This is a genomic window from Aureimonas jatrophae, from assembly GCF_900104035.1.
GTDB lineage: Bacteria > Pseudomonadota > Alphaproteobacteria > Rhizobiales > Rhizobiaceae > Aureimonas > Aureimonas jatrophae.
The window spans coordinates 50,840-69,200 of sequence record NZ_FNIT01000005.1 but is presented as its reverse complement, the minus strand read 5'-3'; the positions used below and the strand labels follow the sequence as shown (position 1 = coordinate 69,200).

20 protein-coding genes are annotated in these 18,361 nt (G+C 69.3%); 12 read left to right on the top strand and 8 right to left on the bottom strand.

Going from position 1 to position 18,361, the window contains the following annotated elements; translation table 11 throughout:
- Positions 1-53: 53 nt before the first annotated feature.
- The 4 genes from BLQ76_RS12125 (at position 54) to tam (ending at position 5,248) form a co-directional block, all read left to right on the top strand.
- Entirely contained in the window at positions 54-317 is a 264-nt protein-coding gene (locus tag BLQ76_RS12125) for a hypothetical protein (protein ID WP_139184002.1), read from the top strand.
- A 19-nt stretch (positions 318-336) separates the two neighbouring features.
- Positions 337-1,602, top strand: a complete 1,266-nt coding sequence (lysA, locus tag BLQ76_RS12120) for a diaminopimelate decarboxylase (protein ID WP_090673511.1) — start codon at positions 337-339, stop codon at positions 1,600-1,602.
- A gap of 137 nt (positions 1,603-1,739) precedes the next feature.
- Entirely contained in the window at positions 1,740-4,397 is a 2,658-nt protein-coding gene (locus tag BLQ76_RS12115) for a TIGR02302 family protein (protein WP_090673508.1), read from the top strand.
- Positions 4,398-4,450: 53 nt separating this feature from the next.
- Positions 4,451-5,248 carry a trans-aconitate 2-methyltransferase gene (gene tam / locus BLQ76_RS12110; RefSeq protein ID WP_090673505.1) on the top strand — a complete coding sequence of 266 codons (798 nt, stop codon included), beginning with the start codon at positions 4,451-4,453 and terminating at the stop codon, positions 5,246-5,248.
- On the opposite strand, the gene BLQ76_RS12105 is transcribed toward tam, so the two are convergent.
- The 3 genes from BLQ76_RS12105 to BLQ76_RS12095 form a co-directional block, all read right to left on the bottom strand.
- On the bottom strand, positions 5,239-5,628 hold the full coding sequence (locus BLQ76_RS12105) for a response regulator (protein WP_090673503.1): 390 nt from the start codon (positions 5,626-5,628) through the stop codon (positions 5,239-5,241). The genes tam and BLQ76_RS12105 overlap by 10 nt on opposite strands.
- A gap of 297 nt (positions 5,629-5,925) precedes the next feature.
- Complete coding sequence (gene hpt, locus BLQ76_RS12100; RefSeq protein ID WP_090673500.1) at positions 5,926-6,459, bottom strand: hypoxanthine phosphoribosyltransferase; 534 nt, start codon at positions 6,457-6,459, stop codon at positions 5,926-5,928.
- Positions 6,456-6,818, bottom strand: a complete 363-nt coding sequence (locus tag BLQ76_RS12095; RefSeq protein ID WP_090673497.1) for a hypothetical protein — start codon at positions 6,816-6,818, stop codon at positions 6,456-6,458. The genes hpt and BLQ76_RS12095 overlap by 4 nt, the downstream gene beginning before the upstream one ends.
- 170 nt (positions 6,819-6,988) lie before the next feature.
- On the opposite strand from BLQ76_RS12095, the gene ftsE reads away from it, so the two are divergent.
- The 4 genes from ftsE (at position 6,989) to BLQ76_RS12075 (ending at position 10,217) form a co-directional block, all read left to right on the top strand.
- A complete protein-coding gene (gene ftsE, locus BLQ76_RS12090; protein WP_090673494.1) occupies positions 6,989-7,648 on the top strand; it encodes a cell division ATP-binding protein FtsE in 660 nt (219 codons plus the stop codon).
- The gene (locus tag BLQ76_RS12085; RefSeq protein WP_090673491.1) at positions 7,641-8,606 is read left to right on the top strand and encodes a cell division protein FtsX; all 966 of its coding nucleotides are present in this window, start codon (positions 7,641-7,643) and stop codon (positions 8,604-8,606) included. Before ftsE ends, BLQ76_RS12085 begins: the two co-directional genes overlap by 8 nt.
- A 31-nt stretch (positions 8,607-8,637) precedes the next feature.
- A complete protein-coding gene (locus BLQ76_RS12080) occupies positions 8,638-9,348 on the top strand; it encodes a YdcF family protein (RefSeq protein WP_244519594.1) in 711 nt (236 codons plus the stop codon).
- Between the two features lie 89 nt (positions 9,349-9,437).
- Positions 9,438-10,217 carry a lysophospholipid acyltransferase family protein gene (locus BLQ76_RS12075; protein WP_090673489.1) on the top strand — a complete coding sequence of 260 codons (780 nt, stop codon included), beginning with the start codon at positions 9,438-9,440 and terminating at the stop codon, positions 10,215-10,217.
- 13 nt (positions 10,218-10,230) lie between these two features.
- Here BLQ76_RS12075 and BLQ76_RS12070 read toward each other — a convergent pair whose 3' ends face one another.
- Entirely contained in the window at positions 10,231-10,743 is a 513-nt protein-coding gene (locus BLQ76_RS12070; RefSeq protein ID WP_090674093.1) for a gamma-glutamylcyclotransferase, read from the bottom strand.
- A gap of 73 nt (positions 10,744-10,816) precedes the next feature.
- Here BLQ76_RS12070 and BLQ76_RS12065 point away from each other — a divergent pair, with 73 nt between their 5' ends.
- Complete coding sequence (locus BLQ76_RS12065) at positions 10,817-11,857, top strand: DUF2125 domain-containing protein (protein ID WP_090673486.1); 1,041 nt, start codon at positions 10,817-10,819, stop codon at positions 11,855-11,857.
- Between the two features lie 3 nt (positions 11,858-11,860).
- Here BLQ76_RS12065 and BLQ76_RS12060 read toward each other — a convergent pair whose 3' ends face one another.
- Both BLQ76_RS12060 and hisC read right to left on the bottom strand, forming a co-directional pair.
- Positions 11,861-12,826, bottom strand: a complete 966-nt coding sequence (locus BLQ76_RS12060) for a prephenate/arogenate dehydrogenase family protein (protein WP_090673483.1) — start codon at positions 12,824-12,826, stop codon at positions 11,861-11,863.
- Complete coding sequence (gene hisC, locus BLQ76_RS12055) at positions 12,823-13,926, bottom strand: histidinol-phosphate transaminase (protein WP_090673481.1); 1,104 nt, start codon at positions 13,924-13,926, stop codon at positions 12,823-12,825. The genes BLQ76_RS12060 and hisC overlap by 4 nt, the downstream gene beginning before the upstream one ends.
- A 127-nt stretch (positions 13,927-14,053) precedes the next feature.
- On the opposite strand from hisC, the gene metX reads away from it, so the two are divergent.
- The 3 genes from metX to BLQ76_RS12040 are packed head-to-tail and all read left to right on the top strand — an operon-like array spanning position 14,054 to position 16,522.
- Positions 14,054-15,238, top strand: a complete 1,185-nt coding sequence (gene metX / locus BLQ76_RS12050) for a homoserine O-acetyltransferase MetX (protein ID WP_090673478.1) — start codon at positions 14,054-14,056, stop codon at positions 15,236-15,238.
- Entirely contained in the window at positions 15,235-15,888 is a 654-nt protein-coding gene (gene metW / locus BLQ76_RS12045; protein WP_090673475.1) for a methionine biosynthesis protein MetW, read from the top strand. Before metX ends, metW begins: the two co-directional genes overlap by 4 nt.
- 16 nt (positions 15,889-15,904) lie before the next feature.
- On the top strand, positions 15,905-16,522 hold the full coding sequence (locus tag BLQ76_RS12040) for a nucleoside deaminase (protein ID WP_090673473.1): 618 nt from the start codon (positions 15,905-15,907) through the stop codon (positions 16,520-16,522).
- A gap of 15 nt (positions 16,523-16,537) precedes the next feature.
- On the opposite strand, the gene BLQ76_RS12035 is transcribed toward BLQ76_RS12040, so the two are convergent.
- On the bottom strand, positions 16,538-17,521 hold the full coding sequence (locus tag BLQ76_RS12035; protein WP_090673471.1) for an aldo/keto reductase: 984 nt from the start codon (positions 17,519-17,521) through the stop codon (positions 16,538-16,540).
- Between the two features lie 51 nt (positions 17,522-17,572).
- Complete coding sequence (locus tag BLQ76_RS12030) at positions 17,573-18,358, bottom strand: class I SAM-dependent methyltransferase (protein WP_090673469.1); 786 nt, start codon at positions 18,356-18,358, stop codon at positions 17,573-17,575.
- Between the last annotated feature and the right edge of the window lie 3 nt (positions 18,359-18,361).

The window sequence follows — 18,361 nt, the reverse complement described above, 5'->3', positions numbered from 1 at the left end:
CAGGAATCACCCCGGTGCCAGGCCGGGGTGACCATTCAAGGACGTGAAACGACGTGCGGCGCCTTCGAACCCTTTCCACCCCCGTCGTGATCCTCGTCTGCGTGGCGGCGCTGGCCGGATGCGGGCGCAAGACCGTGCCGGTCGCGACGCGGGCCGACGGCACGCCCGCGCGCGTCGTGGTGCCCGCCGCCGACGGTACGGCACGCCTGCCGCGCGTCGCGCCGGTAACCTCGGACCTGTCGGTCCTGCCGACCGAGATCACCCGCAACCCCAACGCCGAGAAGAAGCGCTTTCCGCTCGACGGTCTTCTGAACTGATCGCAACGAGCGTCCGGCGATGAACCACTTCCAGTACCGGGACGGCGTGATGCACGCCGAGGACGTCGCGCTGCCCGAGTTGGCGGCAGAGGTCGGCACGCCCTTTTATTGCTACTCCTCGGCGACCCTGACGCGACACTACCGCGTCTTCGCGGAGGCTTTCGCCGATATCGACGCGCTGGTCTGCTATGCGCTGAAGGCCAACTCGAACCAGGCCGTCCTCAAGACGCTCGCCGATCTCGGCTCGGGCGCCGACGTCGTGTCGGGCGGCGAGCTGGCGCGGGCGCTGGCCGCGGGCATCCGGCCGGACCGCATCATGTTCTCGGGGGTCGGCAAGAGCGCGGGCGAGATGGACCAGGCGCTCCAGGCCGGCATCTTCTGCTTCAACGTCGAGTCGGAGCCGGAGCTGCGGCGTCTGTCGGCGCGCGCCGTCGCACTCGGTCGAGCCGCCCAAGTCTCGCTGCGCATCAACCCCGACGTCGACGCGCTGACCCACGCGAAGATCTCGACCGGCAAGCGCGGCGACAAGTTCGGTATCAGCTTCGAGCGGGCCGAAGAGGTCTACGACCTCGCCGCGACGCTGCCGGGGCTCGCCGTGAGCGGCATCGACATGCATATTGGCTCGCAGATCACCGAGCTTCAGCCTTTCGACCTCGCCTTCGCCAAGCTCGCGGCTCTCGTCGGGCGCCTTCGCGAGCGCGGCCACGCCATCGGTCACGTCGACCTCGGCGGCGGCCTCGGCGTGCCCTACCGCTTCGACAACGACCCGCCGCCCGAGCCCGCCGCCTACGCCGAGACGGTGAAGCGACACGTGCGGAACCTCGGCGTGCGCGTCGTCTTCGAGCCGGGCCGGCTCATCGTCGCCAATGCCGGCATCCTCGTCACCCGCGTCGAATACGTGAAGGAGGAGGCGGGTCATCGCTTCGTGATCGTCGATGCCGCGATGAACGACCTCATCCGCCCGACCCTCTATGACGCGTTCCACGATATCCGTCCGGTCCGGCAGGCGGAGCCGGGCGCCGAACGTCTTGTCGCCGACGTGGTGGGCCCCGTGTGCGAGACCGGCGACTTCCTGGCCAAGGAGCGCGCCCTGCCGGCGGTCGCGGAGGGCGACCTTCTGGCGGTGATGACCGCCGGCGCCTACGGTGCGGTTCAGTCCGGCACCTACAACACGCGCGCGCTCGTGCCCGAGGTGCTGGTGCGGGACGGTGAATGGGCCGTGGTGCGCCCGCGGCAAACGCCCGAGGCGTTGATCGGCATGGATCGCCTACCCGACTGGCTTTGAACCGCGATGCATGGTCACGGCTTCGGCATCGCCTCGCCTTCGCCTTAAAACCTGTTAGTCTTTTCCCTCGATCAGCGCCGGCACGACCGGCATGCGGCGGCCGTCTTTCCCGGCTGCGATTCGAGGACAGGGCGCTCATGGCGGATTCCATCTGGCCCGCGGCGCCCGAGCCGCGACCGGGCAACGCGGCGCGGCCGGTGCCGGCAACCGCGCGCGTTCGCCTCCAGGCGGGCGCCGGTCTCGTGCTGGAGCGCGTGTGGCCGACGGTTCTCGCGCTGGCGGCCGTGGCCGCCGTCTACGCGGCGTTGTCCTGGTTCGGTGCGTTCGCGGCGCTGGCCGACTGGCCGCGGATCGGCCTCGTTACGCTGCTGGGGCTCGCGGCGCTGGTCGCACTGATACCGTTGCGGCGCTTTCGGGTCCCGACCCGTGCCGAGATCGAAGCGCGTATCGAAACCGCGACGTCGCTGTCGCATCAACCCCTGCAGGCGCAAAGCGACCGGCTGAGTGGCGACGACCCGTTCGCGGCCGCGCTCTGGCGCGAGCATCAGGCTCGCATGGCCGAGCGTCTACGGGGCCTTCGTGGCGGTGCCCTGCGCACGGGAACCGAGCGGCTCGACCCTTACGCGCTGCGCACGATCGGTGTCCTTCTTCTGGCAACGAGCTTTGCTTACTCCTTTGGGCCCGGCGGCGGGCGCCTGGGCGACGCGTTCCGTCCGGTCGAGGCCGAACTGATCGTCGGCGCGCGGCTCGATGCCTGGGCGACGCCGCCCGGCTACACGGGGCGCGCACCGATCTTCCTGACCGGGACCGACGGAATGCTCGCACCGGACGGGGTGATCGAGGTGCCGCAAGGCACCGTCGTCTCGGTGCGCCTTTCGGATCCGACCGGGACCAACGTGCGCTTCCAGCCGGACGGCGGCGAAGCGCTGGCCATCGCGCCGACCGCACCGAACGCGAGCGCAAACGACGGGCAGGCCGCGGCGGGAGGCGAGGCTCCGGTCGCGAGCGGCGCCTACGAGTTCGCACTGCCCGCGTCCGGCGCCGTCACGGTCGAGACCGCGTTGCGTTCGCTCGGCGCGTTCCGTTTCGCGGTTCTGCCCGACACGCCGCCGCAAATCCGCCTGGACGGCGAGCCGCAGGTTGCTCGCAACGGCGCGCTCCAGATCCCCTTCATCGTCACGGACGACTACGGCGCCGCTGGCGGCGAGGGCGTACTGGCGCTGCGCGAGGATGTCGCGCCAGGTGCCCGGCCGCTCGTCGCCCCGCCCGAGATCGCCTTGTCCATGCCCCGTCGCACCAAGGGCGAAGCCAAGGGGCGGACGGTGATCGACGTGACCGACAGTCCCTATGCCGGAGCACGGGTCGCGCTGACGCTCAAGGTTCGCGACGATGCGGGCCAGATCGGCGAGTCGATACCGCTCGAAACGGTTCTTCCGGCTCGCCGCTTCTCGGATCCGCTGGCCCGTGCCGTCGCGGAGCAGCGTCGCATCCTCGCGCTCGACGCGAACCGGGCCCCGCACGTCGTCGAGATGCTGGACGCGGTGACGCTGCGCGGCGACGAGTTCATCCGCAATCCGGCCGACTATCTGGCCCTGCGCGCGGCGCGAGAGCGAATTGCGGGCGCAGGCGACGACGACACGCTGCGCTCGGCCGTGGATTTTCTGTGGCAGATCGCGGTCGGCATCGAGGACGGCGACATGGCCGACTCGCAGCGGCGCCTGCGCGACGCGCAGGAGCGCCTGTCGGAGGCGCTGGAGAACGGCGCGAGCGAGCAGGAGATCGCGGCCGCGATGCAGGAACTGCGAGAGGCGATGCGCGAGGTCATGCAGGCCATGGCCGAGGCCATGCGCAACATGCCGCCGCAGGACCCGTCGCAGATGGGCGAGGCACAGGAGATCCGCCCGCAGGATCTCGACCGGATGATGGATCAGATCGAGGATCTGGCCCGCTCCGGCTCACGCGAGGCGGCCCAGCAGCTCCTGGCCGAGCTGCAGGACATGATGAACAACCTCCAGGCCATGCGGCCCGGCCAGCAGCAGCAACAGGGCGCCCAGAACCAGAGCCCGATGCAGCAGCAGATGAACCAGCTCGGCGAGATGCTCCAGCGCCAGCAGCAGCTGATGGATCAGACCTTCGAGCTTGGCCGCCAGCAGATGCAGCGCGACATGCAGACCGACGAGGGGCGCGAGCAGGGTGAAGCGCAGGACGGCCAGCCGGGTCAGGAGGGCAGCCCCGCTCCGATGACGGCCGAGGAGATGCAGCGTCGCATGCAGGAGCTGCAGGCACAGCAGAAGCAGCTCCAGCAAGATCTGCAGCAGCTCCAGGAAGCCATGCGCGGCCAGGGCATGCAGCCGAGCCAGGATCTCGGCCAGGCCGGCGAGGCGATGGGCGAGGCGGAAGGGCAGATCGGCCAAGGCAACAGCGAGGGCGCGGTGGGCGAGCAGGGCCGTGCGATGGAAGCGCTGCGCCGCGGCGCGCAGGACGCGATGCGCCAGATGCAGCAGGCCATGGGCGAGGGGCAGGGCCAGGGTCAGCAGCCGGGCCAGGGGCAGCAGCCCGGCGGCACGCAGATGGGACAGGGCTATGGACCGGGGCAGCAGCGCTCGGGCCGTGACCCGCTCGGTCGCCAGCGCCAGACGCAAGGACCGGACTTCGGCCAGGACGTCGGCGTGCCGGACGAGATCGACATCCAGCGCGCGCGCCGCATCCTCGACCAGATCCGCGACCGCCTCGGCCACCAGCTCTCGCCTCAGCAGGAGCGCGACTACCTCGAGCGCCTTTTGCGGACGCCTTGAGGGCGGGCGATGGTCGGTCTAGACCCGCTTCCCGAGGGAAGGGGACTTGCATCATGACCATTGCCGCCGACTGGAATCCAGACCTCTACACGCGCTTCGAGGACGAGCGCACGCGGCCCGCGCGCGATCTTCTCGCGCGGTGCCGGTTGGCGCCGGCTCCGGCGCGGCCCCGTATCCTCGATCTCGGCTGCGGCCCCGGCAACTCGACGGAGCTTCTCGCGGAACGCTTCCCCGACGCCGACATCCTGGGCATCGACACGTCGGAGGCGATGCTGCGGGCGGCGCGCGAGCGCCTGCCGCAATGTCGCTTCGAGCGCGGCGACATCGCATCACTGTCCGGCGATGGCCTTTTCGATCTCGTCTACGCCAACGCGAGCCTCCAGTGGGTGCTCGGGCACGATGCGCTGATCCCGCGTCTCCTGCGCCTCGTGGCGCCGAACGGCCTCTTCGCGGCTCAAATTCCCGACAACCTCGCCGATCCGAGCCAGACCGAGATGCGCCGGATCGCCGCCGAACCTTCCTTCGCCGAGACGCTGGCCGAACAGGCGGAAGGTCGCGAGCTGATCGGCTCGAGTGCCGACTACTACGATCTGCTGCGCCCGGACGCCGCCGAGGTCGATGTCTGGACGACCATCTACGAGCATCCGATGGAGGACGCGGCCGCGATCACGCGCTGGTTCCGCTCGACCGGACTGAAGCCGTTTGTGGATCCGCTTCCCGAGCGCGAGCGCGACCGGTTTCTCGAGCGCTACACGGCGGCGATGGAGCGGGCGTATCCCGCACGCATCGACGGGCGGCGGCTTCTGGCGTTCCGCCGCCTCTTCATGGTAGCGCGGCGCGCTCAGGCGTAGCGGCGCAGCGGCTCCGGTGCGGGAAGGGCGGCGGCGACACGCCGCCGGATATCGGCCAGCGTGAAGGGCTTCTCGACGACGCCGACGACGATCGCCGACAGCTCCTCGGCGGCTTCCTTCTGCTCGGCGTAGCCGGTCATCAGAAGGATTGGCAGGCCGGGGAAGGTCGCGTGGATCGCGTGCGCGAGCTCGATGCCGGTGATGCCGGGCATGCGGATGTCGGACAGCACGAGGTCGAACGCACCGGCCTCTTCGGCCAGCACATCGATCGCCATCTCGCCGTCCTCGGCGACCATGACCTCGTGGCCCTCCTGGCGGAGAGCGCGGGACACGAGAAGGCGGATGCCCGTGTCGTCTTCCGCGATCAGGATTCTGGCCATGGCATGCACTCCCACTCGAACCGGCCGGGATGCGCGGGGGCACAATCCGGGCCTTGGTCCGGAGTATGCAAGCCGATCCTTGTGCGAAGCCTTACGATTTAAGGTGAATGTGACCTAAACGACGCAGGTCGACGGACCCAGTGCCTCCTGCGTCGGGCAACGCCGCGCCGCTTGGGGGCGAACCCCATCCGACACGCTGGGGACCGGCGCTGCACCGCCGAGCGTCTAGGGACTTTTGCCCGCCGAACGCTCCAGCCGGTCGTCGCGCGCTCGAAGGGGCGTTCGACAGCGATGACGTCAGATCACCCGGCCGACGAAGGGGAGCTCTCGAAAGGCATGGGCGACGTCCATGCCGTAGCCGACCACGAAGTGGTCGGGGCAGCGGAACCCGACATAGTCCGCCTCGATCTTCGCCTCGCGCCGCATGTGCTTGTCGAGGAGAACCGCGATCTCGGCACCGGTCGCCCCACGCGCCAGCATGAGGTCGCGCGCGAACAGGAGCGTGCGGCCAGACTCCAGGATGTCGTCGACGATCAGGACCTTGCGGTCCGCAATCGCGCCGTCGAGGTCGCGCACGATGCGCACGTCGCCGCCGGTCGTGCCGGAGCCGTAGGAGGAGAGCTGGATGAACTCCATCTCCGGGGCGATGCCATGGCGGTGCAGCGCGCGGATAAGGTCTGCGGCAAAGACGAAGGAGCCTTTCAGAACCGCGACCACGAGGAGGTTTTCCGGCTGCCGCCCGGCGATCTCGCGCGCCATGCGGTCGATCTCCGCCGCGATCTGCCGCTCGTCGAACAGCGTCTCGATCTGCTTTTTGCGAACTTCGATCAACGCAGGGCGTCCTCTTGGATGATCGCCGTGATCGGATCGTAGGAGGCTTCCACCGGCGAGGAATGGGAGGCGACCGAAAGAAGGGCCGCAAGGGCGCCGACCGCCACGCTGGTTTGCAGACCCAGACCCGTCCACAATCGCTGCGTCCGGCGCCGGCTGCGGCGCTCGCGCTCCGCCCGCTCGGCGGCATGGATTGCCGCGCCCCATTCGGGTGTCGGCGTCCCGCCAGACGCGGTCTCGAAGGGGGGCACGAAGGGCTCGCGCCGCGGTAGCGGCCGGCGCGAGATCAGCCGCGCCTCGCCCTCGATCGTCAGGACCGGCCGGTGGGAATGGGCGGCGCGCCGTGCGTTGGAAACCATCCGGGACATTCTCCTGAAACGGTGATGGCGTTTCATAGGGTCGGTATGGTTAACCAAACCTGACCTCGGCCTCGCCAGGCTCGCGCACGCGACGGGCGGCCATAACTTCGCGCGGGCGGCATGCGAGTGTTGCCCGTCGGGGCGTTCCGCCCTCAGGAGACGATGACGGATTGATCCGGTTCGAGAATGTGGGTCTGCGTTACGACATGGGACCGGAGATCCTCCGCGACCTGACGTTCGAGATCCGCAACCAGTCCTTCCAGTTCCTTACGGGACCTTCGGGCGCCGGCAAGACCAGCTTGCTGCGCATGCTCTTTCTCGCGCTCAAACCGACGCGCGGCCTGATCACGATCCTCGGACGCGATGCGTCGACCCTGAAGCGGACCGAGCTTCCCGCGATCCGGCGGCGCATCGGCGTCGTGTTCCAGGACTTCCGTCTGCTCGACCACCTGACCACCTACGAGAACGTGGCGCTGCCGTTGCGCGTGCGCGGACGCGAGGAGGACAGCTATCGCCGCGATGTGGTCGACCTCATCAAGTGGGTCGGACTCGGCGAGCGCATGGATGCCTCGCCCGTGGTGCTGTCGGGCGGCGAGAAGCAGCGCGCCGCGATCGCACGCGCGCTGATCGACCAGCCCGACATTCTTCTTGCCGACGAGCCGACCGGCAACGTCGACCCGCCCCTCGCACGCCGTCTTCTGCGTCTTTTCATGGAGCTCAACCGCACCGGGACGGCGGTGGTGATCGCCACGCACGATCTCGCTCTCATGGACCAGGTCGAGGCGCGTCGCCTCGTGCTCGGTAACGGCCGGCTCGAGATCTATGACTGAGATCGCCGCCGCTCCCGCAGCCGTCGCAGGCAAGCACCGCGCGCGTCCGACGCCGATCGTGCCGCCCGCCAATGTCGCCGGCCGGGCGCTTTTGACCGTGATCGCGATCATGACCTTTCTGGCCAGCCTGACGCTCGGGGCCGTTACGCTGGTCGCCGATACCGCGGCCGACTGGCAATCGCAGATCGCGCGCGAGGTCACGATCCAGATCCGCCCCGACGACGGCCTCGACATGGCGGATGCGCTCGGCCGTATCGAGGCGCTGGCACGCGCGACGCCGGGCGTCACCGGCGCGCAGACGCTGGACGACGCCGCGACGGCGCGGCTCCTCGAGCCCTGGCTCGGCAGCGGTCTGGACCTCGACGACCTGCCGGTGCCGCGGCTCGTGATCGTCTCGATCGACGAGAGCAGCCCGCCGGACTTCACCGCTCTCGCCGCCGCCGTGCGCGCGAGCGTGCCGCAGGCCAGCCTCGACGATCACCGCGCCTGGGTCTCGCGTCTCGTTTCCATGGCGCATGCCACCGTCCTGATCGGGGTTGCGATCCTCGCCCTCGTCATGGTGGCGACGATCCTGACCGTGGTCTTCGCGACGCGGGGCGCCATGAGCGGCAACCGTCACATCATCGAGGTGCTGCACTTCGTCGGTGCGCGCGGCACGTTCATAGCAGCCGAGTTCCAGCGCCACTTCCTGCGGCTCGGCCTTCTCGGCGCGCTGGCGGGCGGGGTCGCGGCGCTGCTCGTGTTCCTTCTGATCGGCCGCTGGACGCAGGCCAATCAGGCGACGCCGGAGGCCGACCAGATCAGCGCCCTGTTCGGCTCCTTCGCGATCGGCTGGACCGGCTACGGCGGCGTCCTGTTCCTGATCGTCCTGATCGGCGGCCTCACCGCCGTCACCTCGCGCTGGACCGTGACGCGTCAACTCGCAGCCATCGACATGCTTTCGCCGGTGGAGCGATGAACCGCCAACGCGCTTCGGACATTCATCCGTCATGACGGAACGCAGCGAACCGGAACGGGAGGCGCACGGCATCCGACGCCCGGCCCGGACCACCGCGCGGCCGCGGCGGGGCCTTCGCGCGCTGGCGTTTCTGCTCGCCTTCGCGATGCTGGCGGGCGGCGCCTATCTGGCGGGCGGCTTCATTCGGTTCGCGCGGGACGTCGCCCTCTTGTCGACGCCGCCCGTGGCGGGCGAGGCCGACGGCATCGTCGTCCTGACTGGCGGCGAGCAGCGGCTCGCCCAGGGCCTGCGATTGCTGCGGGAGGGCCATGGCCGGCGGCTGCTCGTGTCCGGCGTCAACCGCGATACCAGCGCGGCGGCGCTGGCCCGCACCACCGGCGAGGATCGCAAGCTGTTCGACTGCTGCGTCGATCTCGACTACGAGGCGCTGAACACGATCGGCAACGCCGAGATGACGGCCCGCTGGGCGCACGAGCACGGCTTCACGCGCCTCTTCCTCGTCACCAGCGACTACCATGTGCCGCGCTCGCTGCTGGAGCTGGCCGACATCGAGAACGCGCCGGACGTCGTTCCCTATCCGGTCTCGCCCGACAAGCTCTGGCGCAGCGACGGCTGGCCGAGCCGGCTGGGCCTGCGGCTGCTGGCAACCGAGTATGCCAAGGTCATCGCCGTGAAGTTGCGCCAGAGCTTCGGCCTCGACCTCACGCGGGCCCGGTCGCACAGGATCGCCCGGATCGGTTGACCCGACGCGCACGATGCGGCTTTCCCTCGCGCCGCAGCGGCCTTAGAAACCTCACGCACGACCCTCGAGGCAGATAGTTTCCGGACCGCATGACCCTGTTTCGATCGCTCGCCTTTCAGGTTCTGTTCTATGCGAACCTCGTCGGGCAGCTGCTTCTCTACCTGCCCGTCTTCTTCTTCCTGCCGGAGGCGACGCGCTGGCGGATCGTCAAGCGATGGGCCCAGTCGAGCTTGTGGCTGCTGCGCATGGTCGCTGGAACGCGCTCCGCGATCACCGGGCAAGGAAACCTTCCCAGCGGTCCCTTGATCGTCGCCGCCAAGCACCAGAGCTTCTGGGAGGTCATTGCCATCCTGCCGGAGGTCGAGAAGCCCACCTTCATCCTGAAGAAGGAGCTGATGCGGATCCCGGTTTTCGGCTGGTACGCGCGTCGCATGGGCATGATTCCGGTCGACCGGCGCAAGCGCGGCGCCGTTCTGCCGTCGCTTCTCGCGGGAGCCGAACGTGCGGTGCGCGAGGGGCGCCAGATCGTGATCTTTCCCGAGGGCACGCGTTCGGCCCCGGGGGCGGCGCCGAACTATCGGCCCGGCATTCATTTCCTCTACGAGAAGCTGCGCATTCCCGTCGCTCCGATGGCGCTGAACTCCGGCCTGTTCTGGCCGCGCCAGGCGGTGCGGCGCCAGCCGGGGACGATCCGCGCCGAGTTCCTGGAGCCGATCGCGCCGGGACTGGAGCGCGAGGCGTTCGTGGCGTTGCTCCGGGAGCGCGTCGAGGCTCGCTCGCTCGCCCTCATGCGCCAGGCCTATGTCGAGCATCCCGACCTGCCGATGAGCGAGCTCGTGGCGGTCCATCTCGGTCGCGCTCCCGCTTGAGGCGAGCCTTTCGCTAGAGCCGGGCGACGACCCCCTCCAGCCATGGGTCCCGTAGCCCGAGGGCCCGGATCTCGGCCAGCGCCGAGCGGACGTAATCGACGTTGGGGCCGGATCGGCCGTGCGAACGCGCCACGAGACGGGCGGCGTCCGCCACCTCGATGCGTCCGGCATATTGCGCGTGGCCCCGATCCACGACGTAGGTGACGGCCCGAACGAGGCGCCCGTCCGCGAGCCGCACGGGCAGCACCGTTTCCAGATAAACGTTGGTGACGAGTTCGCGCTCGCGAAGGTATTGCAGCGTCGTCTCGCGCTGTTCCTCGGCCACCCGGTACGCCATGCCGACGCAGGAGCCGCCCCGGTCCAGGCCGAACACGAGGCCGGGCCTCTCCGGCGTTCCGCGATGAACATAGGAATGGACGCAGAGCGATCGGTGGAAGCCCGCGAGCCTTGCCTTGCCCCGTTCCTCGAACTCGAAGCCCGGTCGCCAGATCAGCGAACCGTATCCGAAGACCCAAAATTCCGTCATCGTCCTTGCCATCTCGGCCCAGCAGGCGCCACAAGGCGCCGCGAATCTGCGGCTCGACAGAAAGGATCGGATCATGGCGAACGCAAGGACGGACGAGCGCAAGCGCTCGGGTGCGATGCGCGTCTTCGTCTGGGTCGGCGCCCTCGTCCTGATCCTCGCCGTCGTGGGGACCGCCGCCTGGTTCTACCTAGCGCGCGAGCTGGATGCGCGCGTCAGCTCCGCCCTCGACGCGGCGGCCGGCGGCGGAACCACGATCGACTGCCCGAACCGGAAGGTCTTCGGCTATCCCTTCCGCATCGGTCTTCACTGCGACAGCATCGCCGTCGAGTCGGCGAGCTCCGGCATCAAGGCGAGCGCCGGCGCGTTGCGGACCGCCGCGCAGATCTACGACCCGACGCGCATCGTCGGCGAACTCGACGGGCCGCTGCTCGTCGATGCACCGAACCTTCCGCCTTTGGAGATGACGTGGGAGCTTGCCCAGGCGTCCACCAACCTGTTCACGCAAGGGTTGATGCGCATGTCGCTGGCCGTGGATCAGCCGGCCTTGGCGATCCGAAGCGCTGATGGTGGCGCCGCGCAGGCGCCGCTCCTCACCTCGCAGCGGCTCGAGATCCATCTGGCACGCAACGGTGAAACGCTGCTGGCCGCCCTCAGCGACGATGGCGTGGCCGGTCAGCTGCCGAACGGCGTCGCGCTTCCCTCGCTCAACGTCCTGGCCGACGTCAGCGTCGATAGCGCAGGCGACTGGCTGGTGCGCGGCGTGCCGGGCGGTCGGCTGGACGAGGCGCTGCGCGGGCGCTCCGGGCAACTGCGCAACGTGTCCTTCGCCTTCGCCGACAACGTGCCAGGCAGCGTCGCCTTGTCGGGTCCGTTCCAGATCGCGGCCGACGGCCGTATCTCGGGCGACTTCCGCCTGGCGGTCGCCGACGCCGACCGGATCGCGGGCGCCGTCAACGCGCTCGTGCCGGGGCTCGGCGGCGTGATGCAGGCGGTGGCCGGCGCCATCACCTTTGCCGGCCGGCAGGAGAACGGCACGAGCGTGATCGACGTCCAGGTCCGCAACGGCGAGATGCGCCTTGGCTTCATCCCGCTCGGGCGTCTGCCGCCGATCTGACCTTCATTCGCCCGGCGCCGTCGTACCCTTCTCGTTCCACGGGTCGCCCCGGCGCGGCTTGAGGCGGCCGAAGTTGGCTTCCTCCGTATCCTGGCCCGCCTGCACGATGGAGCGGCGGATGGCGCGCGTGCGGGTGAAGAGGTCGAACAGCGCCTCGCCGTCCGCCCAGCGGATGGCCCGCTGCAGCGAGGCGAGGTCCTCGGAGAATCGCGACAGCATCTCCAGCACCGCCTCGCGGTTGGTCAGGAAGATGTCGCGCCACATGGTCGGGTCGGAGGCCGCGATGCGCGTGAAGTCGCGAAAGCCGGACGCCGAGAACTTGATGACCTCGGACTGCGTCACGGTCTCGAGGTCCGCGGCGGTGCCCACGATATTGTAGGCGATGAGGTGCGGCACATGGCTGACGATCGCGAGCACCATGTCGTGGTGCTCGGGCGTCATGACCTCGACCATCGCCCCGGTCGCCTCCCAGAAGCGTCGCAGGGCTTCTGTCGCCGCCTCGTCGGTGTCGGGCAGGGGCGTCAGGATCGTCCAACGGTTCTCGAAGAGCTCGAGGAAGCCCGCGTCGGGTCCCGACTGCTCGGTGCCCGCGATCGGGTGTCCCGGCACGAAGTGGACGTGGGCGGGCAGGTGCGGGCCCACATCCCGCACAATCGCGCCCTTGACCGAGCCGACATCGGTGACGATCGCGCCGGGCTTCAGACCCTTGGCCATCGCCTCGGTCGCCGCGCCGCAGGAGCCGACCGGAAGGCACAGGATCACGAGGTCGGCGTCGCGCACGGCCTCGGCCGGGTCGAGATGGAAGCTCGAGCCGAGGCGCAGCTCCTCGGCGCGGCGCAGCGTCTCCTCGCGGCGGGTCGCGATCGCGACCTCGCGCGCCAGGCCCCGCTCGCGGATGTTGATCGCGATCGACGAGCCGATGAGGCCGATGCCGATCAGCGCGACCTTTTCGAACAGGAACTCGCTCATCGGGCGGTGAACTCCGTGAGCGCGGCGAGGACGCCTTCGTTGGCCTCCGCGGTGCCGACCGTCATGCGCAGCGCGTTCGGAAATCCGTAGCCCGCGACGCGGCGCAGGATGAAGCCGCGCTCGGTCAGGAAGGCGTCGGCATCGGCCGCCGTCCGTCCGGCCGCCTCGGGGAAGTGAACCAGGAGGAAGTTGCCGACCGACGGGGTCACGCGCAGCTCGAGCGCCTCCAGCCCGGCGGTCAGCCGCTCCAGCCATTCGGTGTTGTGCGCGATGCTGCGCTCGACGTGCTGCCGGTCGCGGATGGCCGCCGTGCCCGCGGCGATCGCCATGGCGTTGAGGTTGAACGGCCCGCGGATGCGGTCGAGCGCGGCGATCACGCCCTCCGGCCCGAGCATCCAGCCGACGCGCAGCGCGGCGAGGCCGTGGATCTTCGAGAAGGTGCGCGTCATCACGACGTTCTCGTTCTCCGACACGAGCTCGAGGCCGGCTGCATAGTCGTTGCGCCTGACGTATTCGGCATAGGCCGCGTCGAGGACGAGAAGCACATTGCCGGGCAACCCGGCATGAAGGCGCCGCACCTCGTCGAACGGCAGGTAGGTGCCGGTCGGATTGTTCGGATTGGCGAGGAAGACGATGCGCGTGCGCTCGGTGACGAGCGCGAGGATCGCATCGACGTCGGCGCGCTCGTCACGCTCCTTGGCGACCATCGGCACGCCGCCGGCCGCGCGGATGTAGATGTCGTAGACGAGAAAGCCGTGCTCGGTGTGGATCGCCTCGTCGCCCGGCTGGAGGAAGCCCTGCGCCAGAAGGCCCAGAAGCTCGTCCGAGCCGTTGCCACACAGGATGCGCGCGGGGTTGACACCGTGCACCTCGGCGATCGCCTGGCGCAGCGCGCTGCTCTGCCCGTCGGGATAGAGTTCGAGATGGCCAGCGACCTCGCGGATCGCCTCCTGCACGCGCGGCGAGGCGCCGAAGGGCGTCTCGTTGGAGGACAGCTTGTGAAGCTTCACGCCGTCCGGCGCGCGGCTCTTGCCCGGCACATAGGCCTCGATCTCCATCACGCCGGGACGGGGGACGGGACGCGCGCTAGGAGAAGCCATGGACAGTTCCAATGCTGCGGGAGGGACAGGCACGCGCATAGACCCGGGTGGAGGCGATGTCGAGACTTCTCAAGGAGCGTCCGCACGCACGCGTTGCGCCGCGCGCGGGGAGGCGATAGCAGGAGCCATGTCCACGATCGCTCCTCCCGCGCCGGAGGCCTCGGCCGGCCTGCGCGAGGCCCGCCAGCCGTCCTCGAAGGTCGCCTATTTCGACAAGGACGAGCCGCTGCGCCTCGACGCCGGCCGGACCCTTTCACCCTTTCATATCGCCTACGAAACCTATGGCGAGCTCAACGAGACCAAGTCCAACGCGATCTACGTCTGCCACGCGCTGACGGGCGACCAGTACGCCGCGAGTGCCAGTCCTGTGACGGGAAAGCCCGGCTGGTGGTCGTCGTTGATCGGGCCAGGCAAGCCGATCGATACGGACCGGTTCTTCGTGGTCTGCTCCAACGTCATCGGCTCATGCATGGGCTCGACGGGGCCGGCCTCGATCGACCTCTCGACGGGCACGCCCTACGCGCTCGACCTTCCGGTCCTCACCATTCCCGACATGGTGCGGGCGCAGGCCATGCTGATCGACCGGCTCGGGATCGATCAGCTCTTCGCGGTGATCGGCGGCTCCATGGGCGGCATGCAGTGCCTGCAGTGGACGGTGGCCTATCCCGAACGCGTCTTCTGCGCCCTGCCGATCGCGACTGGCGCGCGCCACTCGTCGCAGAACATCGCCTTCCACGAGGTCGGTCGGCAGGCCGTGATGGCCGATCCCGAATGGCACGGCGGGCGCTACATCCAGGCCGGCACCCGACCCCACAAGGGCTTGGCGGTGGCGCGCATGGCGGCGCACGTCACCTACCTTTCGGAGGCCGCCCTCCAGCGCAAGTTCGGGCGAAACCTGCAGGACCGCGAACAGGTCGGCTTCGGCTTCGACGCCGACTTTCAGATCGAGAGCTACCTGCGCCACCAGGGCATGACCTTTGTCGACCGCTTCGATGCCAACGCCTATCTCTACCTGACGCGCGCCATGGACTATTTCGACATCGCGGCCGAGCACGGCGGGCGCCTGGCCGACGCCTTCCGGGGCGTCCAGACCCGCTTCTGCCTCGTGAGCTTCTCGTCGGACTGGCTGTTCCCGACCGAGGAGAGCCGCGCCATCGTCCACGCGCTGAACGCCAACGCGGCGTCGGTCTCCTTCGTCGAGATCGAGACCGACAAGGGGCACGACGCCTTCCTGCTCGACGAGCCGGAGTTCTCGGGCGCGGTGCGCGGCTTCGTGTCGTCGGCCGCCCGCGCCAGAGGGCTGAACCCATGACCGCGCTCGAACACGAGGCGCCCGTTCCCACGACCCGCACGGTGGCGGAGGAAGGGCGTGTCGACCTCAAGCTGATCGCCGACCTCGTGGAGCGCGGCAGCCGGGTTCTCGATGTCGGCTGCGGCGACGGCTCGCTGATGGTGCTGCTGGAGGCGCGGCGCGGCGTGGACGCGCGCGGCATCGAACTCAGCCAACCGGGCGTCAACGAGTGCGTGCGGCGCGGGCTCTCGGTGGTGCAGGGGGATGCGGACCGCGACCTTCAGCACTATCCCGACGGCGCCTTCGACTACGCCGTCCTGTCGCAGACCATCCAGGCCACCGAGAATCCGAAGCTCGTCCTGGAGGAACTGCTGCGCATCGGGCGCCGGGCGGTCGTTTCGTTCCCGAACTTCGGTCACTGGACGGTGCGGCTCAGCCTTCTTCTCACGGGGCGCATGCCGGTGACGCGCAACCTCGCCTACGCCTGGTACGACACGCCCAACATCCACTTCTGCACGATCCGCGACTTCGTGGAACTCGCGCGCGAGGTCGGCGCGACGGTCGAGACCGCGATCGCGCTGGATGCCTCCGGTCAACGGGTCGGCATGCGTCTGCCCTGGTGGTTCTGGAACCTCTTCGGCGCGCAGGCGGTGTTCGTTCTGAAGCGCTAACAAACAAGGGGCGGACATGGACGCGACGATGATCGAGCGGATGCTCGACGTGATCGAGCAGGACATCGTGCCGCTGACGCGGCGGGGCGTTGCCGGGGGCAACAAGCTCTTCGGCGCGGCGATCCTCGGGCCGGACGGGGGGCTGGTCGTCGCTGAGACCAACAACGAGACCGAGAACCCGCTCTGGCACGGCGAGATGCATGCGATCCGCCGCTTCTTCCAGATCGATGCGACCGAGCGCCCCGCGCCCGCCGATTGCCTGTTCCTCGCCACCCACGAGCCCTGCTCGCTCTGCCTCTCGGGCATCACGTGGTCGGGCTTCCGGAACTTCCATTATCTGTTTCGCTACGAGGACAGCCGCGACGCGTTCGCGATCCCCTACGACATCGAGATCCTGCGCGCGGTCTACGCGGTGCCAGACCCGGACCGCGAGGCCGTGCCGACGGACCGTCCGCTCTACAATCGCGTCAACAAGTACTGGACGAGCCACGCATTGCTCGACGCGATCGCGAAGGAGGACGAGGTGTCGCGCGCGCAGCTGATGGCGCGCGTCGAGCGCATTCGCGAGACCTACGCCGACCTGTCCGCCACGTATCAGGCGGACAAGGGGAGCAAGGGCATCCCGCACGCCTGAGCGCGCGGGACGCGATCAGAGGTTGACCGCCTTCATGCCGGCTTCCGGGTAGCGCGTGCCCTTGACCGCGCCGGGCCGGAAGGCCTGATCGAGCTCCTCCAGATCGTCCCGCGTCAGCTCGAGGTTCGCGGCGTCCGCGTTCTCCTCGAGATAGCGAACGCGCTTCGTGCCGGGGATGGGCGCGATGTCGGTGCCCTGCGCCAGCACCCAGGCGAGCGCCACCTGACCCGCCTTGGCCGAGCGGCGCGCGGCAACCGACTCCACCACCGCGACGAGCTTTCGATTCGCGTCGAAGTTTTCGGGCGAGAAGCGCGGGTTGCTCTTGCGGAAGTCGTCGTCGCCGAGATCGTCCGGCTTGCTGAAGCGACCCGTCAGGAAGCCGCGGCCGAGCGGTGAGTAGGGCACGAAGCCGATGCCGAGTTCGCGCAGGAGCGGCAGGATTTCGTCCTCCGGCTCGCGGCTCCAGAGCGAGTATTCCGTCTGAAGCGCGGCGATGGGATGGGTCGCGTGCGCGCGCTGGATCGTCGCCGGCCCCGCCTCGGACAGGCCGAGGAAGCGCACCTTGCCGCGCTCGATCAAACGGCTCATCTCGCCCACCGTGTCCTCGATCGGCACGTTGGGGTCGACGCGATGCTGGTAGTAGAGGTCGATGATCTCGACGCCGAGCCGCCGGAGGCTGTCGTCGCAGGCCTTTCGCACGTAGTCCGGGCGGCCGTTGATGCCGAGGCGTTCGCCGTTCGGCCCGCGCACGTTGCCGAACTTGGTGGCCAGCACCACGCTGTCGCGGCGGTTCCTGATCGCCCGGCCGACCAGCTCCTCGTTGCGCCCGACACCGTACATGTCGGCCGTGTCGAGGAAGGTCACGCCGAGATCGAGCGCGCGGTGGATGACGTTCATCGACTCGGCGTCGTCGCCCGCGCCGTAGAATTCCGACATGCCCATGCAGCCGAGGCCGACCGCCGAGACGGTGAGTCCCTGCCCGAGTTGCCGCTGTTCCATGATCGATTCTCCGTTGCCGGCGGCTTGGAATGCTTCGCCGGCCTGACGGTCTCACGACATAGGATCGCCGGGGCCCGCGTCGAGCGGCTCGCGGTTGAGTGCGGGGGCTGGTGCGCCCTGGGGCACGAGCACGGGACGGATGGCGCGCAGGCGCTGGCGCTCGCGCGTCGTGACCGGAATGCCGCGATAGACCAGCTTCGTCGCCTCGATGATGATGGCGCCGCAGAAGAGCGGCCAGAAGCGCCGGCCGACCCGCTCGAAGCCGCCCGCGACCCTGAGGCCCGCGGCGCGCCGGAAGGGTGGAAAGTGCAGGGCGTCCGAGAAGCCCGACGGCGTGAACATCGTCTCGCGCAGGAGGCTCGTCGCCTGCCCCCGCGACCAGGGGCGGCCCGATCCGAAGGGCGTGTGCTCGAAGCGCGCCCAGACGCCGCGGCGGTTGGGCAGGACGAGCACGATCCGGCCCCCGGGGGCGAGCACGCGCCACGCCTCGCTCAGCATCTCGCCGGGGTTCTCGGCGAACTCCAGCGCATGGACCATCAGGATGCGATCGACGGATGCGTCGCCGAGCGGCAGTTCGGGCGGATGAACGAGCGCGACCAGGGAAGGGCGCCCGAAGGGCCAGTTCACGGCTCCCTGCGCGGCCGGCATGAAGCAGAGCGTGCGGTCGGCGTCGCCCGTCAAACGCTCGAGGTAGGGGACGGCGTAGCCAAGGCCCACGAGGCGCTCGTCGTGGATCGGCTTCCAGACCGGTGCGAGCGAGTAGGCCAGCGAGCGCACGGCGATCTCGCCGAGACGCGAGGCGTAGAAGTCGCGAAGGTCGAGGATGTCGGTGTTCACGCG